The 21,272-nt window shown below is 68.4% G+C and carries 1 protein-coding gene (only partly in view); it reads right to left on the bottom strand.

Going from position 1 to position 21,272, the window contains the following annotated elements; genetic code table 11:
• The coding region annotated (locus tag BLW84_RS10610; RefSeq protein ID WP_143060916.1) for a WXG100-like domain-containing protein crosses the window boundary (this coding region is incomplete at its 3' end): on the bottom strand, nt 1-21,272 show 21,272 of its 27,272 nt. Its footprint begins 6,000 nt before the window's first position.

Below are 21,272 nucleotides of genomic sequence, written 5' to 3'. Positions count from 1 at the left end.
AGCGCCTCGTCCCCGATCGAGTCGGCGAAGTTCATCCCGTGCCTGCGCAGGATGTCGACGAACGCGCCGCGATCCGCCGGGCTCATCCGGTCCCAAGCGCCCTGCAGCGACTTCAGCGCATCCCCGGCCTGCTGCGGGTCCATCAACGGCCACAGCTCTTGCACGATCAGGTCGTACCGGCCCAAGAGCTCGACGAACGCGCCGATCTCGCCGACGTGCAAGCCCGACACCAGACCGCGGAAGGCCGCCAGGTCGGAAGGCACCATGACGAGGGCGTCCAGCACTCCCCGGACCAGGTGCGCCTGCGGCTCGATCGCGAGCACACCGAGATCGTCGGCGTCCACGCCGAGGTGTTCGGCGGCCCCCGCCCGCCAGTACCGCGTGACGAACGGCTGCCGGTCCGCCTCGGACAGGGCGCTCCAGGCCAGACCCGGTGCGTCGCCGGCGCCCTGGTCGGCCATCTCCAGGTAGTGCTCGGCGATCGCCTGGCGCTGCCCGGCCATTTCCCGGTACGCACCGGACAGGCCGGGATGCTTCTCGGCCAGCGCGAGGTAGTGGTTGGCCGCCGCCTGGTGCTGGTCGGCGAGCATCCGGTACCCGGCGGAGAGGTCCTCCCCGGCGAGGAACTCGCCGAACGCCTGCCAGTCCGGGCGTTCGATCCCGTGCTGCCGGACGGCGTCCAGGTAACCGGCCAGCCCGTGCGCGGGGTTCGGAACGCCGATCCTCCCCAGCTCGCCGGACAGTGAGTTCAGCACGGCGTCCTGGTTCTCGTGCAGCTCCCGCAGCTCCGGCACGAACGGCTGCAGCTGCTCCGGCCGGATGCTCGGCCAGGCGCTCAGGACCGCGACATGGCGACGCGAGACCTGCCACTGCTCGGAGAGTTCGGCGATGTTGCGGGGCACGTGCTCGATCGCGGAGAACCACTGGAGCAGCATTCCCGCTTCTTCGGTGGGCACCTGGAGGGTCTGCGCGGTGAGCTCCCGCAGCACGTTCAGGGCGGCCGACTGGTCGAACCAGGTGTTGCCCGGCGGCACGTGGGTCTGCCAGCCCGGACCGAAGATCACCTCGCGCAGGTGCTGCGGGCCCGGGTTCTGCACGCCGCGAACCAGGTCGATCGCGGTGGGCAACCAGGTGTTACCCAGATCGGCCGGACGCACGCCCACGGCGGCCAGCAACGGCAGGTCGTGCAGCTGGAAACCCGCGTTCGTCAACGCCGACGGCAATCCGGGCCCGGCCGTCTGGAACCAGGTCGCGTCGAGCAGCCCCAGCTGCTCCGGGCGCAGCCCTAGCTCGCGCAACCGCAGCGAGATCGAAAGGCTGGCGGTGCTGGCGGTTTCGCGGCTTCCGTCGCTCATCCGCGCGATCGCCGAGCCGGCCCCGGTCAACGCGGACACCGGTGCCGGCAGCAACATGGCGACCTTCAGCAGATCCCGCTGCGGCAGAGCGGTTTCCGCGGCGACACCGACCAGGTCGCCGGAGAGCCGGTCGACCGGGCCGAAGTTCCGGAGGTACTTCGCCAGCGCCCGCACGTCGGTGTCGGCGAGTTCCAGCTGCTGCGCCAGCGCGAACACGGCCTCCGCCGTGCTCCCCGATGCGACCAGCGCACCGAAGTCCACTTCGGACATTCCCAGCCGCCAGCGCGCGACGGCGTCTCGCGCGGCGGCGGTCCCGCGTTCGCGCAGCTGCTCCGGCGAGATGCCCGCCTCGTGCAGCCAATCGGCGAAGCCCATCAGGTCCCGCGCGCTGAGCGGGTTTCCGAGGCCGGTGAACCAAGCCAGATCGGCCGCTCGCAGACCGGCGCCGGCCAACCGGTACTCGATCGCGATCCGCCGGGCCTGGTCCGCGTCGCGGCCCTGCTCGCGCAGCTGGGCGATGTGCTGCTCCAGCGCGCCGTCGGTGGCGACGAGCGAAAGCAGCTCGGCCCCAGCGGTGCTCTGATCGGCGTTCGGGGCGTACTCGATCCTCGCGACCAGATGACCCGTCGCGGCGGCGTGGGCCGCGCTGATCACATGCGAGTCGACCAGGTAGATGCTGCGCGCGCCGGCTTCCGGATCGCTGATGCGGACCAGCATGCCATCGGCGCTGACGTGCATGATGCTGCCGTCCGGGGTGTTCAGCCGCTGCCAGAACTCCCAGTCCGCCCAGCGCGAATCGCCCGTGGCGACCTGCTGCGCGGCCCCGTCGTCCAGCAGGACCTCGAAACCGCCGTCGCGCGAGATCAGCTGGATCAGGCTGCCGTCCGCGCTGAACCGGGCGGTGCGGCCATCGGGGAACTCGAACGGCGGCTGCCAGGGCACCTGCTGGACCCACGAGTTGTCGCCCGCCTCGCCGCGGAGAACCGCGCCGATCCCGTCGGTGAACCGCACTTCCCCGGTCCGGTAGTCCAGCCGCAGCGCCCCGAACCGCTCGCCGCCCGCGTTCACCAGGCCATGCAGCCGCTGGACGAGGTGTCCGGTGTTCAGGTCGAACTGCCGGAAGTCTCCGGTCTGCTGGTCGACCAGCCGGAACTCGGAACCGGAGACCTCGACGAAGCGCTGCCCGTCCAAGTCGGCGGTGGTCAGGCCGAAATCCGCCAGCCGGTGGCCCAGCGCGGCGGCCCATTCCGGGTTCGCCCCGATGGCGACCAGCGCGTCGTGCTGAGCGGTCCACGCCGACGATGCCCAGTTCGGATTCCCGCCGGACGCCCGCACCTGCTCGTGGGGCGGCAGCTCTTCGAACCGCTGCTGGCGCGGGCCGCTGGGCGTCCCCAGCCCCGCCTTCAGCTCGTCGACCAGCTGCGCCTTCGCGGCTTCGCCCTCGGCGTCCGCGAACTTCGCGAGGAACTCCTTCTTCTGGACGTCGAAGATGCCCAGGCCGAGCTCGCCGGACTCCCGCAACGCGGCCAGGACCTTGGAGTACGCCGCCTCGGCGGGAGAGACCTCCGCCGCGGCCGGGCTCTCGGCCAGGAGCACGTCGCGCAGCTTGGCGCGTAGCGCCGGGACCGGGCTCGCAGAACCGGTGGCCCGCGCCCGACCGACCTTGAGCTTGCCGAGTGCTTCCTGGAACGCGCCGTTGAACCGCGCCAACCGGTCTGCTTCGCCGGTGTCCACGACCTGCTGGTGGTGCTCGTAGAACAGCGCGCGCAGTTCGGCGATCGCCGCCTCGTTCTGCAGAGCGTCGGGGTGACGGGCCAACAGGTCGTCGAACGGCCCACGAACTGGCTGCACCGGACGCTTGCCCAGCGCCTTCTCGCTCGGCTCGGTCGGGCCGTCCTGCTCGGGCGTCTCCGGAATCCCGGTGTCGGACTCCTCGTCCACCTCGACGATCGTGGGAAGCTCGTGCGAGGTGATCGAAAGCTGCTGCTGGGTGCTCTGGTGCAGCAGGTCCGCCGACACGGGCAGCCCGAGTTCCAGTGCTTCTTCCAGGCTGAACGTCAGCGTGATGCCCGCCGGGCGCTTCGCGGTCTGCTCGTGCGGCAGCTTCGCGCCGCTGCCGCGCTCGATGGCCGTGACCTTCGAGGTGTAGAAGACGTCGAAGGCGAACACGACGAGTTTCTTGGGGCCGTCGTCGGTCCGGCTCTGCAGGTCGAGGCCGTCGAGGGTGTCCGTGGTGGCCGTCTCGCTGCTGGACAGGCCGTTGTCGGCGCTGAAGTAGGCGAATTCCTCCGGGTTGTCGCCGCTGAGCAGCGTCGTGTCGCCCAGTCCGAACTGGCGGCCGTTGGTGCGTTCCACGACCGATTCCGACGTGCCGGTGAGGTACCCCTGCATCCGCTCGTTGCGGGCCGTGTCGATCGTCCCGCGGAACTTCGCGTTGTACAGCCCGGCCTTCAGCCCGATGTCGAAGTTGGTGGCGAGGAACTTCTCCCCGTTGGCCCGCTTGAACCCGGTGAAGTCCGACAGGAAGTCCTTGATGTTCGGGCGGAGCAACTGGTCGGAGGTCAGCGTGTCCAGCTCGATCCACAGCGGGCCGAGCTTCCGGCCGAAGCGCTTGGCGATCCGCTGGTCGTGGTTGGTGTTCTCCCCGTCCCGCTCGATGGTTCCGCCGGGGCCGACGGTGATGCTCGCGAGGGACTGCACGATGTTGCCGGCCAGGAAGTCGGCCAGGCCGTCGCGAAGCACCTCGACCGCCACCACCGTCGAGGATTCGAGCACCTTGGCGGTGTGGTCGACGTCCTCGGACGTGGGTTTCACGCCGAACTCCAGGCCGCCGGCACCGACGGGCCGGGACGAGATGCCGAGCAGCTCCTCCGGCATCCGCAGCTTCACCGGCACGTCGAGCTTGCTCAGCTCGTCGGCCAGCTCGACCAGCCCCGCGTCGGGGTCGCGGAACGTCCTGGCCGGCCACGCCCCGTCGCTGATCGTGGTGAAGAAGTACGGGGGCTTGCGGTAGGACAGCACCTCGAACTTCAGCCGCAGGTTCATCGACACCCGGACGTTCGCGGCGTCGAGCTCGCGCCGGTCGCCGCGCTGCACCGCCGTGGACGACGACAGTTCGCTGCCCCGGGTCCGGCCGCTGAAGCCGATGGAGCCCTGCGGACCGGAGGTGGCGTTGTCGCTGCTCGTCTTCAGGAGCATGTTGTAGCTGAGGCCGACGCCCACCGACTTCGTCGAGCCGTACTGCAGCTCGGAGCCGGACGACGCGGAGTGTTCGGCGAAGAAGCGGCGGCCGCCGATCTCTTCGACCCACGCCTTCTGATCCCACTTCGCCGAACCGCCGTCCTGGCCGTGGTTCTCGCCGATGGCCTCCTCGACCGAGATGCGGATGGCGCCGACGCGGTCGCCGAACTTGAGGTTGTGCCCGAACGGGATGATCAGGCCGCCATTGAGGATCTCCCGCTGCACCGCCTTGTGGGACAGGTCGAAGGCGAGCTGCAGGGTCGGCTTCGTGGTGCCCGGCTCGCGGACCGGGGTGCCGCTGGGCAGCACGTCCGGCGCCACGGCGGCGAGGACCTTGAGCACGTGCTCGGTCAGCGCCTTCGAATCGAGTTTCTCCAGGCCGATGTCGGCGTTCAGCGACTCGCCGATGTTCGCCAGCGCCGGCACCGGGCGGAGCTCGCCCTTCGGCTGCGCGTCAAGGGTGTGCAGGCCGCTCTTGAACGCGTCGTAGTCGGCCTGCGACATCACGCCGAGGACGCTGCCGCGCTGCAGGACCAGCTTGGTCTCCGTCGCGCCGCCGACCTGGTAGGGGGCGAGGAACTTGTTGCGCTGCGCGCTCCCCTGGTGGAGCTGGTGGCTGTGCACCGTGATCTTGACGAGCGCGTCGGCGCGCACGTAGACCTGCTCGGTGTCCTCGCTGCCGTAGGTCGCCTTGTGGCCACCGCTGAGGAATCCCTGCTCGCCGGCGTCCCGCCGCGCGGAGAATTCCAGGCTGCCCTCGATGTTGAACAGGCCGCCCTGGAATCCGCCGCCGCCTTCGAGCCCCTTGCCGCCGCCGGCCTGCATGCCCCGGTTGACCGAGGTGCTGTGCTCGAACCGCACCGGGTTGCCGGGATCGACCTTGCCGACCTTCTCGGGGTTGTGCGTCGTGATGTCCACGGTCACGGTGTTCTCCCTGTTGTAGAACAGGAAGCTGCCGCGCTTGATGCCGTTGGCGACCAGTTGGTGGGGCTTCGCGAAGGCCGCCTGGAGCGTGGTGTTCAGCCGCTGGTCGTCGAGGTCGGCCACGAACTTGGGCAGGTGATCGCCCCGCACGTTCTCGACGATCCACCGGTCCAGGCGCGACTTGGCCCCGAGCGAGGCCTGCTGCTGCATCTGGGGCGAGAACTCCCGCAGGAGATCGGCGATCTGCTTGGTGTCGCCCTGCAGGACGTGGATCTGGTCCGGGTCGACCGGGTCGCCGAGGTCCTGCAGCGATTCGCTGTTCGGCGAGAGGATCTCGGTGGTGCCGGGCTGGATGGCCGCGACCAGCCCGGGGTCGGCCAGGGACTTCGGGATGTCGTACTGGGCGACGGTCTCGATGGTCGTGTCGCGGCTGCGCAGCACCTTGCCCTTGCGGCTGATCTCGACCTCGACGTCCAGGTCGAACTGCTGCAGGAGGCGCGTGCCGGGCCCCTTGTAGCCGATCTTCTTGATGTCGGAGTACTCCGCCGAGGCGGTGCTGGAGACGTGGCCGATGCCCTTGGCCTTCTCCGTGAAGTTGAAGCTCGCCCACAGGTTGCCGCCGAGCTTCGAGAAGTCCAGGAACGACTGGAAGCGAACCCGGAGGGTGAGCGCCTCGCTGATGGCGCCCTCGTACTTGGACTTGGTGCCCAGCCCCGCGGTGCTGCGGTGCGTGCCCGCCAGCCGGGCATCGACGTCCTCGGTGCGCAGCACGTCCCCGTGCTTGCCGGTGACGACGACCGAGATCTTGTAGCCGTCGACGAGCTCACCGGACACCCGGTAGGCGGTCTTCGCCTTGTTCCCAGCCCGCTGGCCCGCGCTCTCCTGCAGCTTCTTGAAGATTGCTTCGCCGTCCTCCGGGGAAAGGACGGAGCCGGTGTCGCGCTCGTACATCGCAGCGAACTCCTGCAGCGCCACCAGGGGCTTCTTGTCGCTGTGGAACGCGAACTCCCGGCCGCCGACCTCGAAGGTGGTCGAGATCGGGTTCGATTCGATCTTCGCGAATTCCAGCAACAGCTTGGCCGGGCCGAGCTTGCGCACGAAGTCCTGCAGCTTCTGCAGACCTTCGGCGCGTTGCGCGTCGGACAGCCTGGTGTCGCTCAGCAGGGCCGACGTGCCGGCGCGGAGCACGTGATCGGCGACGTGATGCGAATCGATCAGCTTCGCCATGTCCGACAGCGGCCCGCTGCGAGCCAGCACCGCGAGGTTCTGGAGGTGCTGCTTCTGCTCGGCGCTCGGCGACGGATCGGGCAGCGGGGCCAGCGGCTTCGACGGCACGCCCTGGAAGGCGTCCACCACGATCTGCTTGAAGTCCGGGATGTCGTTCTCGCGCACCGCCAGGACCAGCATGAGCGGGGCGTTGCGCTTGAACTGCTCGACGTCGGCCCCGCGGTTGGTGCTGGTCGACATCGAGAAGCCCATGTCCAGGGTCACGACGAACAGCCCGTGCGGTGCGCCGCTCTGGGCCTTGAGCTTCCAGGCGTTCTGGTACAGCCCGCGCCGGGCCAGCTCGTGGCCCCACTGGGCCTTCACGACCCCCCGCCCGCCGACCTGGACCGGCAGGACCTCCATCAGCATGCTCACCTTGCGCAGGGCGTGGGAGTCGATGCCGATGGCGAAGCCCGAGGTCGCGCTGTCGCTGAAGAAGAGCGCGGCCCCGTCGCGGTGGGTGGTGCCCGAGTGGGTGTAGTCGGTGATGGCGATCTGCTCGACGGCCAGCATCCGCGGCCGGAACTCGACCTTGGCGTCGACCCGCATCGTGTTCGGCAGCAGTGTGTTCCGCAGCAACCGCAGGGCCGGGTCCACCGGCTTCAGCGACTTGGGCAGCACCGGGCTGTTCTGGTCGACCGGCACCACCGCCGGGACGTGGATCTGGTTGTACGGGGAGAACAGGGAGAGGTAGAAGTCCAGCAGGCCATCGCTGGACAGGCGGGCGCCGATCTCGTCGATCAGCTGCTCGGCGTGCGGGAACAGGTCGGCGAGGTGTTCGAGCACGGGCACCCGAAGGTTTCCGCTGCCGCTGACGGCCACGATCCGGGCGGTCAGGTTCTGCAGCTCGAGCGGGATGACCGGCGGCCGCACGCCCGGAGCCGCCTCGAGCACCCAAGGGGCGTCCGTCTGGGTACCGAGCGCTTGCTCCGGGAAACCGAACTCGATGCTCAGCGGCTTGGCGATCCCGGCCGAATCCTCACCTTCCGGGACCGGCACGGTCAGCGTCTCGACGAACTCCGCGCTCGTGGCGCCCTTCTCCGTGACGGTGGCGTGCAGCTCGAATTCGGTCGCGAAGAACTCCGTGATCTTGCCGAGCTTGCGCTCGTGCACCACGCTTTGCGAGCTGGCCACGCCCCTGGTGTTGTTCCCGGTGTGGGTCAGCTGCGCGGTGAACGACACGAGTTCCTGGCCCGGCGCGGCGGCGCTGAGCTCGCCGGCGCTGATCCCGACCGACTGGGTGTGGCTCGTGCTGATGGAGCTCTTGCTGCTCGGGTTGCTCTCGAAGCTGGCGCCCTGCACCGAGACGGCGCCCTCGTAGAGGTTGCCGACCCGGCTGAAGCTGCCCTCCACCGGCCGCAGGGTCAGCCACAGCTTCCGGCCCCCGGACAGCGACACCAGCAGCTTGTCGGTGTGCGAGCCGTCGGTGTGGGAGCGCAGGAATCCGATCACCCCGGTCTTGCGCATGACGCGCGTGAGCGTCTGCGCGATCGCCTCGCCGTCCGCTTCACCGTTGAGGCGGGCGGCCGCACCGGGCAGCGGGGCGTTGAGCAGCTCACTGCCGCGCAGCTTCTCGACGATCGACTTGACCAGCAGGTCCTGGGCGCTCTCGCTGTGCTTCGCGTCGACCGGGAAGTCGCCGACCTTGGTCACGTTCGCCGCTGAGGAGATGAGCTGGTACTTCCTGAACTCGACCGGCTCCGGGGTGCGCTCCTCCTCCGAGGCCGTCTCGGTGTTCTCGGTGTTCGCGACCTCCGATGCCGAGATCTCTCCCTGCGACCCGGAATTGTTCGTCGCCGGTTCGTGCTCGGTGACGGTCGCGGCAGTCTGCTCGGAGTTCTCCGGCATCTCGGAGTTCGCGTCGGTCAGCGGCGCCTGGAGCTGCATCGGACGCTCGCCCGGCGCCTTCTCGCTCGGCTCGCCCGGATTCGGCGGCAGTGGCTTGTTCAGGTCCGGCTCGCCCGGCTTCGGCGGCAACGCCTTGTCCAGGTCGGCGAACAGGTGGGCATCGCGCATGGGCACGTCGAAGAGGTCGCTGCCCTGGTAGAACCAGCTCCGCTGGTAGGGCCCGCTGAACTCCCGCTGCCCGCGCATCCGGTGCCGGACCTGGACGTCCCACTTGGCGTCCGCCAGGAACTCGGCCCACTCGGACTTGGAGATGCCCTCGCCGGCATCCATCTTGACCTTGAACTGGCCGCCGTCCCGCGCGGTCTCCTTCAGGTACAGCAGGTTGGTGCCGGCGATCGAGGCCATCTGCCCGCCCTGCGACGCGTTGCCCAGGCCGGCCTGGAAGCCCAGGCCGTCGATCTCGGCGACGTCCTCGGTCAGGTTCCGCTGCTGCTTGAACTGCGCGCGCGGCACGTCCCAGGACAGCTGGAACTTCGGGCCGAGCAGGTGCTTCTTCAGCCGGATCTCGTACTCCACGGCCCGGCCGCGCCCGTCGGGGACGGTGATGTGGAAGACGTAGCCCCGGCCCAGGAACGACTTCGCCTTGCCCAGCAAGGAGGTCGGGGACACGGCGGTGGTCACCGTGTGCCAGCTCATGCTGCCTTCGCCGACCCAGCGTTGCGTCGGGACGTGGATCCCGTCGCCGTGGGAGAGCGCGCCCTGCATGGTTTCCACGATCTTGTGCGCGATGTCGTTGGGCAGCGCCTTGGCCAGCTGGAACGACGCCAGGTCGTGCGCCAGCTGCGTGACGTCGCGGCCCTCGGGTTCGGTGTTCGCCTGACCGAGCACGACCTCCTGCCCCGCAACGGGCCCGCCGGACTTGCTGTTGCGCAGCGCGGTCGGGAACTCGAAGGTCGCCGTGCCGCCGAGCGTCTCGGTGACCGCCACCTTCCGCGACGGGACGTCCCAGAACGTCTTCGGCAGCAGCTTCTTGAGCAGCTTGGGCCCGTCGTCGAACGTCGAGGTCAGCGCGATCGGCAACGCGGACATCTCGTGGAGCTCCAGCACCACCCGAACGCCCTTGCGCACGGCGGTGTTGGCCCCCGGGCGGGTGCGGTGCTGGGTGACGTCGGAGGTGCCGGTGGTGACTTCGTTGCCGCTGGCGGAGTTCACGCCGAAGGACAGCGTCTGCCGAACGGTGTTCCCGTTGGCGTCCACGGGCAACGCCGGGTTGGGGTTGAACCCGGCGAACGCCTTGGTCTGGTGGGTGCTCTGCTCGTCCTTGGCGGACCCGCCGGAGAGCTCCACCGACCCTCCGGACTTGCCGGACATCTCGACGACCTGGCCGGCCGGGTCCTCCTCAATCTTGAGGGTGACCGAGCGGTACTTGTTGTTGAACCAGCCGGACCGCGGGAACTCCCACCGGTACCCGCCGTTGGCGGCTTCCCGGAGGACACCGAGGTTGTTCGCCTTTTCGAGCTGCTGGACCGCCGGGAACGGCGGTGCTGACCGCCGTTGCGCCGTCGGCTGCCAGTGCGGGACCAGGTCGGGGAACTTCTTCCCCACCTGCTCGATCACCCAGTCCGAGACCTGCTTCCCGGACTCCGGCTCGAAGTCGATGAGCTTGACGTCCTTGTGCAGCGGCGACTTGCCGATGTCGCTGAGCACCGGGATGGGTTCGTGGACCGGGGTCTCGTGGATCCCGTCGGTGTCCGGCACGAGCCAGAGCGCGCTCTGCGGGAACAGAACGGTCTGGCCGGCGTGCCCGGCCCTCGGGTCGTACGGGTCGAACGCGTCGCCCTTGACGTTCGGCTGGCCGAACAGGTGCCGGTACGAGTCGTACTCGGTGCTGCTGACCAGGTCCACCACGTACACCTTGTACCGGGTGTGGATGTCGGGAGCCGTCGACTTCGAGTTGCTGGTCTGCGTGGTCTTGCCGCCGAGCTCGCCCTGGTGGCCGTAGCTGCCGCCCAGCGTGCCGACCCCGACCAGGGCGGTGGCCGCGATCTCCCCGGTGCCGGTACCGGACTTGCCGGAGTGCACCGACTGTTCCGCGGTGGTGGTCGACGTGCTGGTGATCGTGTCGATGGTCTTCACGTAGCGGGCGTTGACCGCCTGGTACCGGCCGGATGCGATCTCGATCTTGTCGTACGCCGCGCCGCGGTTGACCTCGATCAATTCCCGCTGCGTGCCCTTGAACTTGGAATTCGCCGCCAGGTGGTGGAACTCGGGGCTCAACGTCGACGCGTTCTGCGGCGCCTTCGGCGTCCGCCCGAGGCGCTTGAGGAACCGCGCCCCAGACTCGCCGATCACCTTGGCCTGCAACTTCCCGAAGGCCTTGTTCTCCTGCGCGTAGGTGTCGACCGATGCGAGCAGCATGCCCTTCGGCGCCGGTTCCAGCGCGCCCGGGTTCTCCTGCACGTAGGTCTGCACCGCCTCCGCGCCGATCACCGGGTCGCCCGGCTGCATCTGCTGGTAGGCGTCGACCAGCGCCTCCGGCACCGCGTAGTCGGCGCGCGCCTTGACCTGGACCTCGCCGAGGTCGGTCGAAGGCCGCAGGTCGGAGGGCCGGACGGCGGCCTTGATGCGCTGGCCGAGGGACCGGTGCCTGATCTCGGTGACGTCCGCGAAGAAGGTGACTTCGCGCCGCACCTTGGTGGCCGGCCCCTTGATCTGGACCTTGGTCTCGGCCCCGGCCCCGGACAGGTCTCCGCTGATCGCGTTGGCGCTGTAGCCGCCCTGGACCCCGACCGCCGCGCCGCCGTGCATCGTCTTCGGGTAGCCGTCGCCCAGCTTGACGCGGAGGAGCGCAGCCATGGAGAAGGCACCGCCGAGGGTGTTCTTGAGCCTGCGGCGCTGGCTCGTTCCCTCCGACAGGGTCCCGGAGATGATCGACTTGTCGCTCCGCTGCTCGGACACCACCTTGCCGAGCACGGCGTGGACGTCGACCTTGTAGGCCACGCCGTCGGCGACCTCGATGGTCACCGCGTAGGGCTTCTTCGGGGGCTCGCCTTCGCGGTGGGCCATGTTGCCGAACTGCAGCGCCAGGTTCGACCAGTCGAGCTCGCCGAGCTGCCGGTCGATCTTGCGCAGGGTCGCGGCCGTGGGCTCCCCCGGCAGCCGTTTCACGATCGCGTCGCGAACACCGGTGATGAGCCCGTCGGTGTCCTTCAACGAAATCAGGCCGGACAGCAGCCCGTTGCCGGCCACCGCCTTCTCCAGGGCGTTCAACCGGTCCGGGCTGGGCGGCTGGGCCACTTCCGGCGTCTGCTCCGGGCGCGGCACGCGGTCGCGCGCGCTCTGGAGCGCCTGCTCGAACGCCTCGACGTTCTCCTTCGCGACGGCGACGAATTCGGTGCCGTCGACCGACTCCAGGGTCAGCTCGGTGAGGCGCTTGGCGCCGAGCTCGTGGGCCTCCAGGTCGACGATCCGGCGGACGTCGAGCTGGTAGATCGCGAGCTCGGTGTCGATCTCGGCCTTGCTCTTCTCGCCCCACGACGCCTTGTCGGTGATGATCTCGTTGCGCTTGGAGCCGACGGTGATGGCGCTGTCGGGACCGATCTCGCCGCCCAGCGGCATCCCGTCGATGGTCTGCGGGGCGCGAACGCGCAGCCCGCCCTCGGCACTGCTGCCGATGCTGCTCTCGTGCATGGATTCGAACAGCCGCCGGACGTTCACCCCGGCCGGCAGCTTGACCGTGCCGAGGGACTTCCAGCCGAGCACCTCGTTCTTGACGTGCAGCTTGACCGAGGGCGGCTCGGTGGCCGGCCGCAGCGGATTGCGCGGGAGGATCTGCCCGTGCGTGGCGTGGTGGGTGATGGTGCGGCCGTGCACCAGGCCCTTGACGGAGCTGTCCAGGAACGTGGCTTCGGAGAGGCTGTACTCCAGCGCCGCCCGCAGCCGCTTGTTCTCCTTCACCCAGGACGGCAGCTCCGGGCTGGTGAAGACCGTCTTCTGCAGATCGCCGAGCTCGATGCTGAAGATCCCGGTGATCAGCCCCGACAACTCGGTCGGCATCGGCACCGGGTCGCCGGTGCGGGTGTTCGCGGTATCGCCCAGGTCCGCCAGCTGCACGTCCATGAGGAACGCGTCCGAGTACACCGCCCGGAAGGTCCCGAGGTGCTCCGAACCCTTGAAGCCCTGATCGTCCTCCCAGGTCAGATCGGTGCGGACGTCGACGTACTTCTTGGGGGAGCCGAACTTCAGCGTGTTGGCCAGGAATTCGGCGAACCGCTCGCCGTACTTGTGGACGCGGTCCGCACCGAACTTGAACACCGGCAGGATGTGCGCGACGTGGGACGCGATGGACAGTCCCACGCCGACGACGAATCCGGTCGGTGCCTGACGGCCGATCTCGCGGCTGTTCTCGTTCTGGTAGCTCTCCTCCTGCGCGGACTTCTGCGGATCGGTGTCGGGGAGGACCGCGTTGGCGGGTACCTCCAGGACCTCGGTGCGCACCATCTTCAGGTGCAGCCCGCGCCGATCCGCGACGAAGCCGTCCTCGGTCGGGCGCACGGTGTCGAGTTCGAAGTGCCAGCCCTGCGAAAGCCGTTCCAGCACGCCCTTCTCGCCCAGGTTGAAGGCCGCATCCTTCAGCTGCTGGCGCAGCGAATCACGCGCGGTGTCCTCGCCGAGCGGAACCTTCTGCACGATCGTGTCCACGAACTGCTCCACGACCTGCGCTCGGTCGTGCGTGTTCGACGGTCCGGCCGGGACGCCGAAGACGGAGACCAACCGGGAGAACTTCGAAACGATCCCGCGCGTGGCCAGGTCGAACGGCACCTTCGCCGCCGGCTTCGGCTCCGGCGGCAACGGCTTCGTCAGGCGATGGGGTTCCTGGCCTCGCTTCTCGGCGATCTTGTCCACGAGTTCCTGGACGTTCGCGGATTCCTTGGCCTGCTTGACCAACCGGTCCAGCGGGGACAACTCATCCCCCTGCGGCGAGACCTGCACCGGCTTGTGACTGCCGGTGAGATCGCCCGATTTCCCGGCTTCCTCGACCTTCTTCACCAACCGGTCCAGCGGGGACAACTCATCTTCCGGCCGCAGCGAAACCTTCACCGCCGGTTTGGTGGGAGTGGTGACGATCTCGCGCGATTCCGGCTGGGCCGCGTGCCACGGCATCTTCGCCGGCCGGGTGTACTCGGTGAGTTGGTGGGTCCACGGCCCGTCGCCGATCTCCAGGTGGCTCCACGCCTGCGGTGGCAGGTTCACCTGGTACGCGACGTACCCCATCTCGCTGTTCTCGTCCGCCACCGTGAAGACATCCGTGACGGTGTCGACCATCTCCGCCAGTTCGCGACGAGACGCGAGGAAGCCGAGCGCGGCGGTCCAGATGACGTCCGGCTGCTCGTGTTTGGCGACCGCCTCTTCCACCAGCGTCAGGTGCAGGTTGCCCGGCCTGTTGTGCAGCTCGCGCACCAGCGTCTGGACGACCTGGATGGTCAGCTCGACGGTTTTCGCTTCGTCCTGCAGGCCGATCGCCGGCGCCGACCACACCGCGTCGTTCCAGGAGAACCCGGATTCCATGCCGCTGCGGGGGGTCTTGGGGAACTCCGCCCAGTCCTTCAAGCCGATCGCGTCCGCCGCGGCGGGAAGCAGTCCTGCGGGGCCGGTCCGGAACATCACCGACTTCCGATGGGCAAACAGGTTCCCGTCGCCGAAGTACGGATCGGCATCTTGTCCCAGCTTGTCGAAGGAGTACGCCGACTCCATCAAATCCGGCTGTGTCTTGTCGTAGTTCTTGCCGAGCAGATCCAGCCACACGTCCGCGAACGGGTGATCCTTGGGCAGCACGAACTGGTCGTTGCCCGCGGACTTCTTGCTCTCCACGTGCACGCCGTAGGCCTGCGCCGTTTTGAGCAAGTCGACGGCTCCCTCGATGAAGTCCGTGCCAGTCAGGTACTCGCCGTCGCTGTAAACCCCGCCGAAGCGCTTGAGCAGCTCGATCCGCAGGATGTCGCTGGCGGCGGCGTAACCCGCCTTGATCCCCTTCGACAGCTCGACCAGGAACGGCGTCTGCAGCCGCATCGGCGATTGGCTGTTGAACACCTCGTGGACGTTCACCAGGACGATGCCGTGCTGCTTGGCCCAGGCCACCATCTGCTGCGCGGCCGGATCGTCGAGCTCGCTCCGCGACACGTCCGTCCACAGCACGACCCGGCCGCCACGCTCGTTGAGCTCCGCGGCCGACGCCTGGAGGTTCTCCATCATCTGCGCCTGGCCCTCCGAGTCCGCGACGAGCGGACCTCCGAACCAGATCGAATTCCGGACCAAGGGCAATTCGAGCTTGTCCGGCAGCGGGGGCAGTCCGCCGCCGGGCGTCTTGTTGGCCGCCGGGGCCTCCTGATCCGCGGCGTTCTCGTCGGCACCCTTACCGGCAGCCCTGGTCCATGCCGACGGGTCGGCGGGCTCGTGCACCGCCACCTTGACGGAGTTGTCGCCGACGCTGTCGACGATCGCCTGCGGCGTGAAGTTCTCGCTGGTCAGCTCAACGGGCGGGTTGGCCAGATCCAGCATCTCCAGCAGCCGGATCCCCGCCGCAGCGCTCAATTCCGAGTAGTCGTGGCCGGCCATGAAACCGGGGGGCGGCTTGGGCAGCCACGACCCGAAGTAATCCCATTCCGCAACGAAAGCCGAACGCATGGGAACTGGCAGCGTCGCGGCGTTCAACTTCGAAAGCAACCGCTGCGCCTCGGCCTCGACGTCAACCTGCTCGGTGGGAGTGGTGTCGAGCTGATCGGCCTGCTGGGAGCCGAGTTCATCGGTCTCCAGCGGAGATGTTTGATCGACCGCCTCCGGCTCGGCGGCTTCGCTCGTCTCTGTCGTGTTGTCCGGGGCGCGCCGCAGGTTGGCGGCCAGGTCCGTGGCGGTCTGCCCCCGCGGCGGCGCGGGCATCGTCGCCGGCCGGGAGATCGCGCCGTCCGACCACGTCGGCGTCGCGTTGTGGTCGATGTTCAGGTAGCGCAGCGCCTGCTTGGGCAGATGGACCGGGCTCGCGGGGTTCGGCTGCGCATCCGGCTTCCGGAACTCCTTGCGCGGCGGCGGCGTCGTGGTGAGGTCGGTGACCTGCCGCACCAGGCCGCTCAGCTCGGGCCGGACGTGGAGGTAGCCCAGCGCGGCGGCCAAGACGGCGTCGGATTGCCGGTGCCTGGCGACGAGTTCGCGAACGCCCGCCAGATTGAGGTCGCCGCCCCGGTCGTGGAGGTCACGGACCAGCGACTCCACGACCTGCTTGGTGAGTTCGACCGACGCTTCCCAGTTCTCGTGCCCGATGGTCGAAGACTCGGAGGTGGCACGGGCATCGCGGTTCCCGAACAGGCCGAGGTGCGCGGACGGATCGTCCACCGTGTCCGAGCCGAGCTCGGCCAGCAGCAGGTGCGCCAACGCTTCGGTGGCGTGGCCGCCCCCGACCTCCGAGGTGAGGAGCCGCCCACCTGACGTCTCCGGATTCGCCAGCGCGTGGTTGACACCGAGCTGCTCGGCCAGCAGGCCGATCTGGAAGAGGTGCCGCGACTTGAAGCCGTACCGCGTCGTCGGCGGCGAGATGCCCATGATGTCGTCGAGGTCGTGCTGGACGCGATTGAGGTCGCCATCGGCGTTGAACACCGGGGGAGCGATGTCGGTGTGGGAGTACCGGTACTCGTCCACCAGGCCCACCGCGTGCAGGATCTCGTGGACGAAATTCCAGTGGACGTCGCCCTCCGCCACCTCTTCCAGAACCCAGGTGCCCTGGTCGGTGCCCCTGTTGCGCTCCTGCGCCTCCTTCGCCGTGAGCAGGTCGACTTCGTTGTGGGCCTTGGTGGGATCGTCGACGAATTCCACCCTCAGGTGGAACTGCTCGCGCGTGTGCATGCGGTGGCCGGGGTCGTTGACGAGCTGGTTCAGCAGCTTCGTCGTCTGCGCCTGCACGCCGGCTTCCCGACCGGAGCCGCCCTTGAGGTAGATCTTGTGCGTGAACTCCAGGACGGTGCGGTCCGGCTCGCCGTCCTTGCCGGCCACCGTGATCCGCCGCGCGTCGTAGCCGATCTTGCCCACCACGCCCTGCTGCGACTTGAGGTGACCGATCAGCTGCTTCTTCAGCTCGGACTGACGCTCCTCGACCTTCTGCAGCCAGTCCGGCCGGGCCTTCCCGTCCGCGCCCTTCGGGAAGTTCCCGTGCTGGTCCCGCGGAATGCCGAACTTCGGCAGCGGGTGCTTGGTGTACTGCTTCCTGTTGTCGGGCAACACCTTGACGTCGTGCTGAACATCGCGGGCCAGGTGGGCCACGGTCACGTGAGGCGCCGAGTTCCGCTGGTCCGCCCAGTCTTCCGGCTTCAGCGGAGTCCCGTACGGCTCCATCCACTTTCCGTCGGGGTCGCTCAGCGCCGTGCCGTGCCGGCGGCCCAGCTCCTGGTCGAGGCCCTGCTTCTTCGTCTTCGCGTCGAAGTCTCCGGAGTCGTTCGGCGCCCGGCGGTGTTGGGACTCGTCCGGGTATCCGGCGTCCGGGTACAGGTCGCGCAGCAGGCTCCGGGCCTCCGGAGGCAGCTGGTCGAACCCGGTCTTCGGGGCGTTGATCGTGGTCTTCGGCGGCAGCGTCTCGTGGAAGAGTTCCAGAGCGGCCGTCCACGCCGCGGCTCGGTGCTCGACCGGAAGCTTGTCGATGGTGCGCGCCGCCGCCGGCAGGTGCAGGTAGTTGCCTCGGTTGGGCAACTCGCGGTGCAGCGTGATGACGGCCTTGCGGACGGCGGCGACGACTTCCTGCGGCCCGGTCTGGACAGGTTGCGGCTTGCCGGCGGACTCGTCGTGCTCCGACGGGTTCTTCTCCAGCCAGCTGTGCTCAGTCCCGACATCGATGACGTCGGCGTTGACCGCCGGGAAGTTCAGCCACGCATCGTCGCCGTTGTAGTCGGACAGGCCCAACGCGAGCGCTAGCTGGTTGAAGGTGTACGTGTTCGGGCCGGTGCGGCAGATCGTCTCCTTCTTGACGTAATCTTCCGCGGCGTAGTCACCATTCCCCCAGTCGCCCACCTGCCATAGATCGCGCCGGGCGTCGGCGTCGAGGGCTACCGCGGCCTTGAAATAGGACGCGCTCCCGTTCTCCATGGCGAAGATTTCGTGGAGATCCCTGGCGTAGTTGTCGCCGAGGATCTTCAGGTACTCGCTGGTGGCCTGGGTGCCCGCGGCGGCGATCATCGCCGAGTTGTTCAGCGTCTTGCCCGACCTGTGGTCCGTCGACAGCATGAAGCCGAACTTGTGCTTGGCCGCCGCTTCGACAGCCCCGGCGAGGTCGCCCTGCAGCGTGTTGTCACCGTCGTTGTAGACGCCACCGACGCGGTCGAGGATTTCCACGCGGATCATGTCGCTGGCCGACGCGTACGCAGCCCCGGTTCCGCGCGCCCGCTCGGTCCGCACCTCGGCGTCCAGCGTCATCGGGTTGTGCGCGTTGAACAGCTCGTCGACGTTGATCAGCATCACGCCGTTGGCCTGGGCCCAGTCCAGCATCTGCTTGATCTGCGCATCTGCGCCCTGCGGCGACTCCGAGCCCGCGACGCGCTCGAATTCCGAGCGGGGAACATCGGTCCACAGCACGAAACCGAAGTTGGCGAACCGCTTGCCGTCCTTCGCCGCCGCGCCGACCTTGGCCATGAAGTCCGCGCGCGATCCGCCGTCGTCGTGCAGCGGCCCGCCCAGCCAGATGCTGTGCACCAGGTTCGGGATCTTCCGCTGCTTCAGCCCCAGCCCACTGGCGCGCGTCGTGATCGACCCGGTCGTGACCGAATCCGGCCGCGACGCGAGGTTCTCCGGCTGAAGCGAATCCCAGCTCAGCAGCTGACCACCGCCGGCGGCCATGTTCAGCGCCTCGAAGAACGCCGACCGCTTGTCCGCGTGCAGCTTGCCGAAGTCGTAGCCCTTGCCGTCCTGCTGGAGGAAGGACGGTCCAGGAGGAGCCTGACGAACACCGAACGGGTCCAGCCCAAGCTGGTGCGCAACCTTGGAATCGCCCTGGACCTGCGGCCCAGGCAGGATCTCCGGGCGCAGCGCATCCTTGATGCCGTTCGCATCGATCGGCGCGGCGTATCCGTGCACGGGGTCGTCTTCGTCCGGGCCCTGCGGCGCCCGGCGGTACTGAACCTCGTCGTCGGCACCGTCACCATCGAGCTGCGTCATTTCCGGAGTGTGCGTTGCGTCGCCACCGGTCTCGGTCGGCACCGGAGCGGATTCGGTCGTGTACTTGTTGTAATCCTCGAGGGAAACCTTCGGGTCGTCGAGCGCGGACCAGTTCAGTCCAGGGTCGTACCGGCCGTTGGTGAAGTCGCCGCCGGTGGTCTGGACTGGCGTCGGGGGTTCCTGGCCGCCCGTGGCCACCTGCTGCGTCTCAACGGGCTGGGCAACACGGTTCGCGTCAACGCTGGTTCCGGTTGTGGCGCCGGTCTCGGTCTGGATCTGCGTGGGCTGCTGCGCCGACGGGGATTCCGGTTGCGTCGTCTGAGATTCTGGCGGCGCCGTCTGAGACTCGGTGCTCGTGGGGATTTTCGGCGCCGCCTCGGTGACCTGCGAGACCGGGTTCTGCTGACCGGTGTTCCGCTGGCCGGGATTCGGTTGTGCGCCGGGGTTCTGGGGGTTCGCCGGGGTGCTGGTCGACGTCACCGCGGGCGTCGGGCCCGTGCTCGTCGTCATCGAGCTTGGCGAGGTAACGGCGCCACCAGGCGAGAACGCGACCTGGTGGTCGTCGTTCGAGCCGCGCTCGGACAGCTGCTCGCCGGTCACCGGATCGAGATCCGTATCCAGGTCGATCAGGTCCACGTCGTCGAAGTGGGATTCGCCGTAGTCCGAACCGGTGTCCGACATCCAGTCGCCGTAGTCGCCGGTGGCGGGCGGGGGCTGGGTCTCGATGTTCGCGGCACTCTCCAAGGTGTCCAGCGGATCGTAGTCGACCACAGTGGACGAATCGGAGAACGTCGAGCTGCTGTCGCTGAAACTGCTCGACTCGGTGCTGATCGCGCTGCCGGGCCCGGACGAACCGCCGAAGCCGGTATCGGCCGGAGCGGTGAAGGTCGTGCCGCCGGAGTCGAAGAAGTTCTTCATCATCAGCGGGAGGGTCAGGTTGTTCTGGAGCAGCTGCTCCTTGACCTTGTCGGCGACCAGCGTTTCGCCGAGCATCTCGGCGGCACCGGAGATCGCGCCGCCGGTGAAGCTCTCCCAGCTCGGGTCCCACTCCTCGCCGTTGACGGCGCTGCCCGCACCGTCGCCCAGGAATCCCTGGAGACCGAAGATCGGCGAGCCGGCGATCGAGCCCACGATGTGGGACGCCGTGCTCTCCCGGACGTGGTTCAATCCACTGTGGATCGAGTCGGAGTATCCCTTGGTCAGCGCGTTGAACGCATTTTCGCCCAGCTCTTTCCGGTAGGGATGCATCGCGGTGGCCAAGCCGAGCTCGAAGCCGCCCTGACCCGTCTTGCCGGCGTTCTTCGTCACCGCCTCGCCGAAGGCTTCCCCCGCGCTCTTGGCGCCCGCCTTGCCCAGGGCACCCGTCAGGTGCTTCTCGAACGCGGCGCTGACCGCCTCCTTGAACCGGAACCCGGCACTGGCGGTCAGGGACTGGAGCCCGCCCTTGCCGATTCCGTGCGACGCGCCGTTGCCGAACCCGGTCAGGAAGTGGCTGCTGAAGTTCTTCGTCGTCGCTGCCAGGTCGTCGCCCAGCTTCGGGAGCGATCCCGCCAGGTTGTCCGTCGTCGACTTCGACAGGCTGCCCGTCGTCGACGTGCTCGTTTCCGTGAGCGACTTCGACAGGGCAGTGGTCCCGGTGTCGCTCGCCGATTTCCCGAACTGCTTCGTGATGCTGTCGGCGGCGTGGTCGCCGACGTTCAGGAGCTTCTTGCTGAACTCGGAGGTGAGGTCGAACTTGGCGAGCGTCTTGCCGAGGTACTTGGTCGCGGCCTTGCCCAGCGCAGCGGCGCCCATCGAGGCCACGCCGCCGATCGCGCCGGACACCGCGGCGCCCTTGATCGCCCCGGTGGTCAGGTCCTGGTTCCAGCCGTGCTGCAGGCCCTGCTTGATGAGCTCGGACTGGATCGCGAGGTCCAGCAGCCACCCGGCGACCAGCTCGAACGCCAGCGACATGATGGTGGCGACGACCAGCTGCACCAGGAACCGCAGGATCGCGCTGGTGATCGCGCGGATAGTCGGGATCTTCAGCAGCGATAGGCCGCCGGTGGAGAACGCCATCGCGATCGCGGCGGCGATCTCGATCGCCATCAGGATCATCTGGCCGATGGCCTGCGCCTTCATGTACCTGACCTGCGCAGAGGTCTCGAACAGGAAGTCGCCGAACCCCTCGGCGGCCGCCGCCACCTTCTCCAGGGTGCTCAGGCCGCTCTCGTCACCGGTGATGTACTGCCTGGCGTACTGGCCGAATTCCTCGGCCGCGTCGCCCGCGAAACCCGCGTTGATGGCGGCGACGTAGTCGTTCAGGTGGCGTTGCAAAGACCGCAACGCTTCGGCCGCGGCCTTGTACTCCCCGTCGAGGTCCTTGAGCTTGTCCTCGTCGGCCTCCGGCCACTCCGAGCCCGTCAGCCCGGCGAAGACCTTGGCTCCCTCCGGGTCGAGGTACAGCGACAT

This window comes from Saccharopolyspora shandongensis (assembly GCF_900106995.1).
Taxonomy (GTDB): domain Bacteria; phylum Actinomycetota; class Actinomycetes; order Mycobacteriales; family Pseudonocardiaceae; genus Saccharopolyspora; species Saccharopolyspora shandongensis.
The sequence above is the reverse complement of the archived record's forward strand: the minus strand, read 5'-3'. Positions and strand labels throughout refer to the sequence as shown.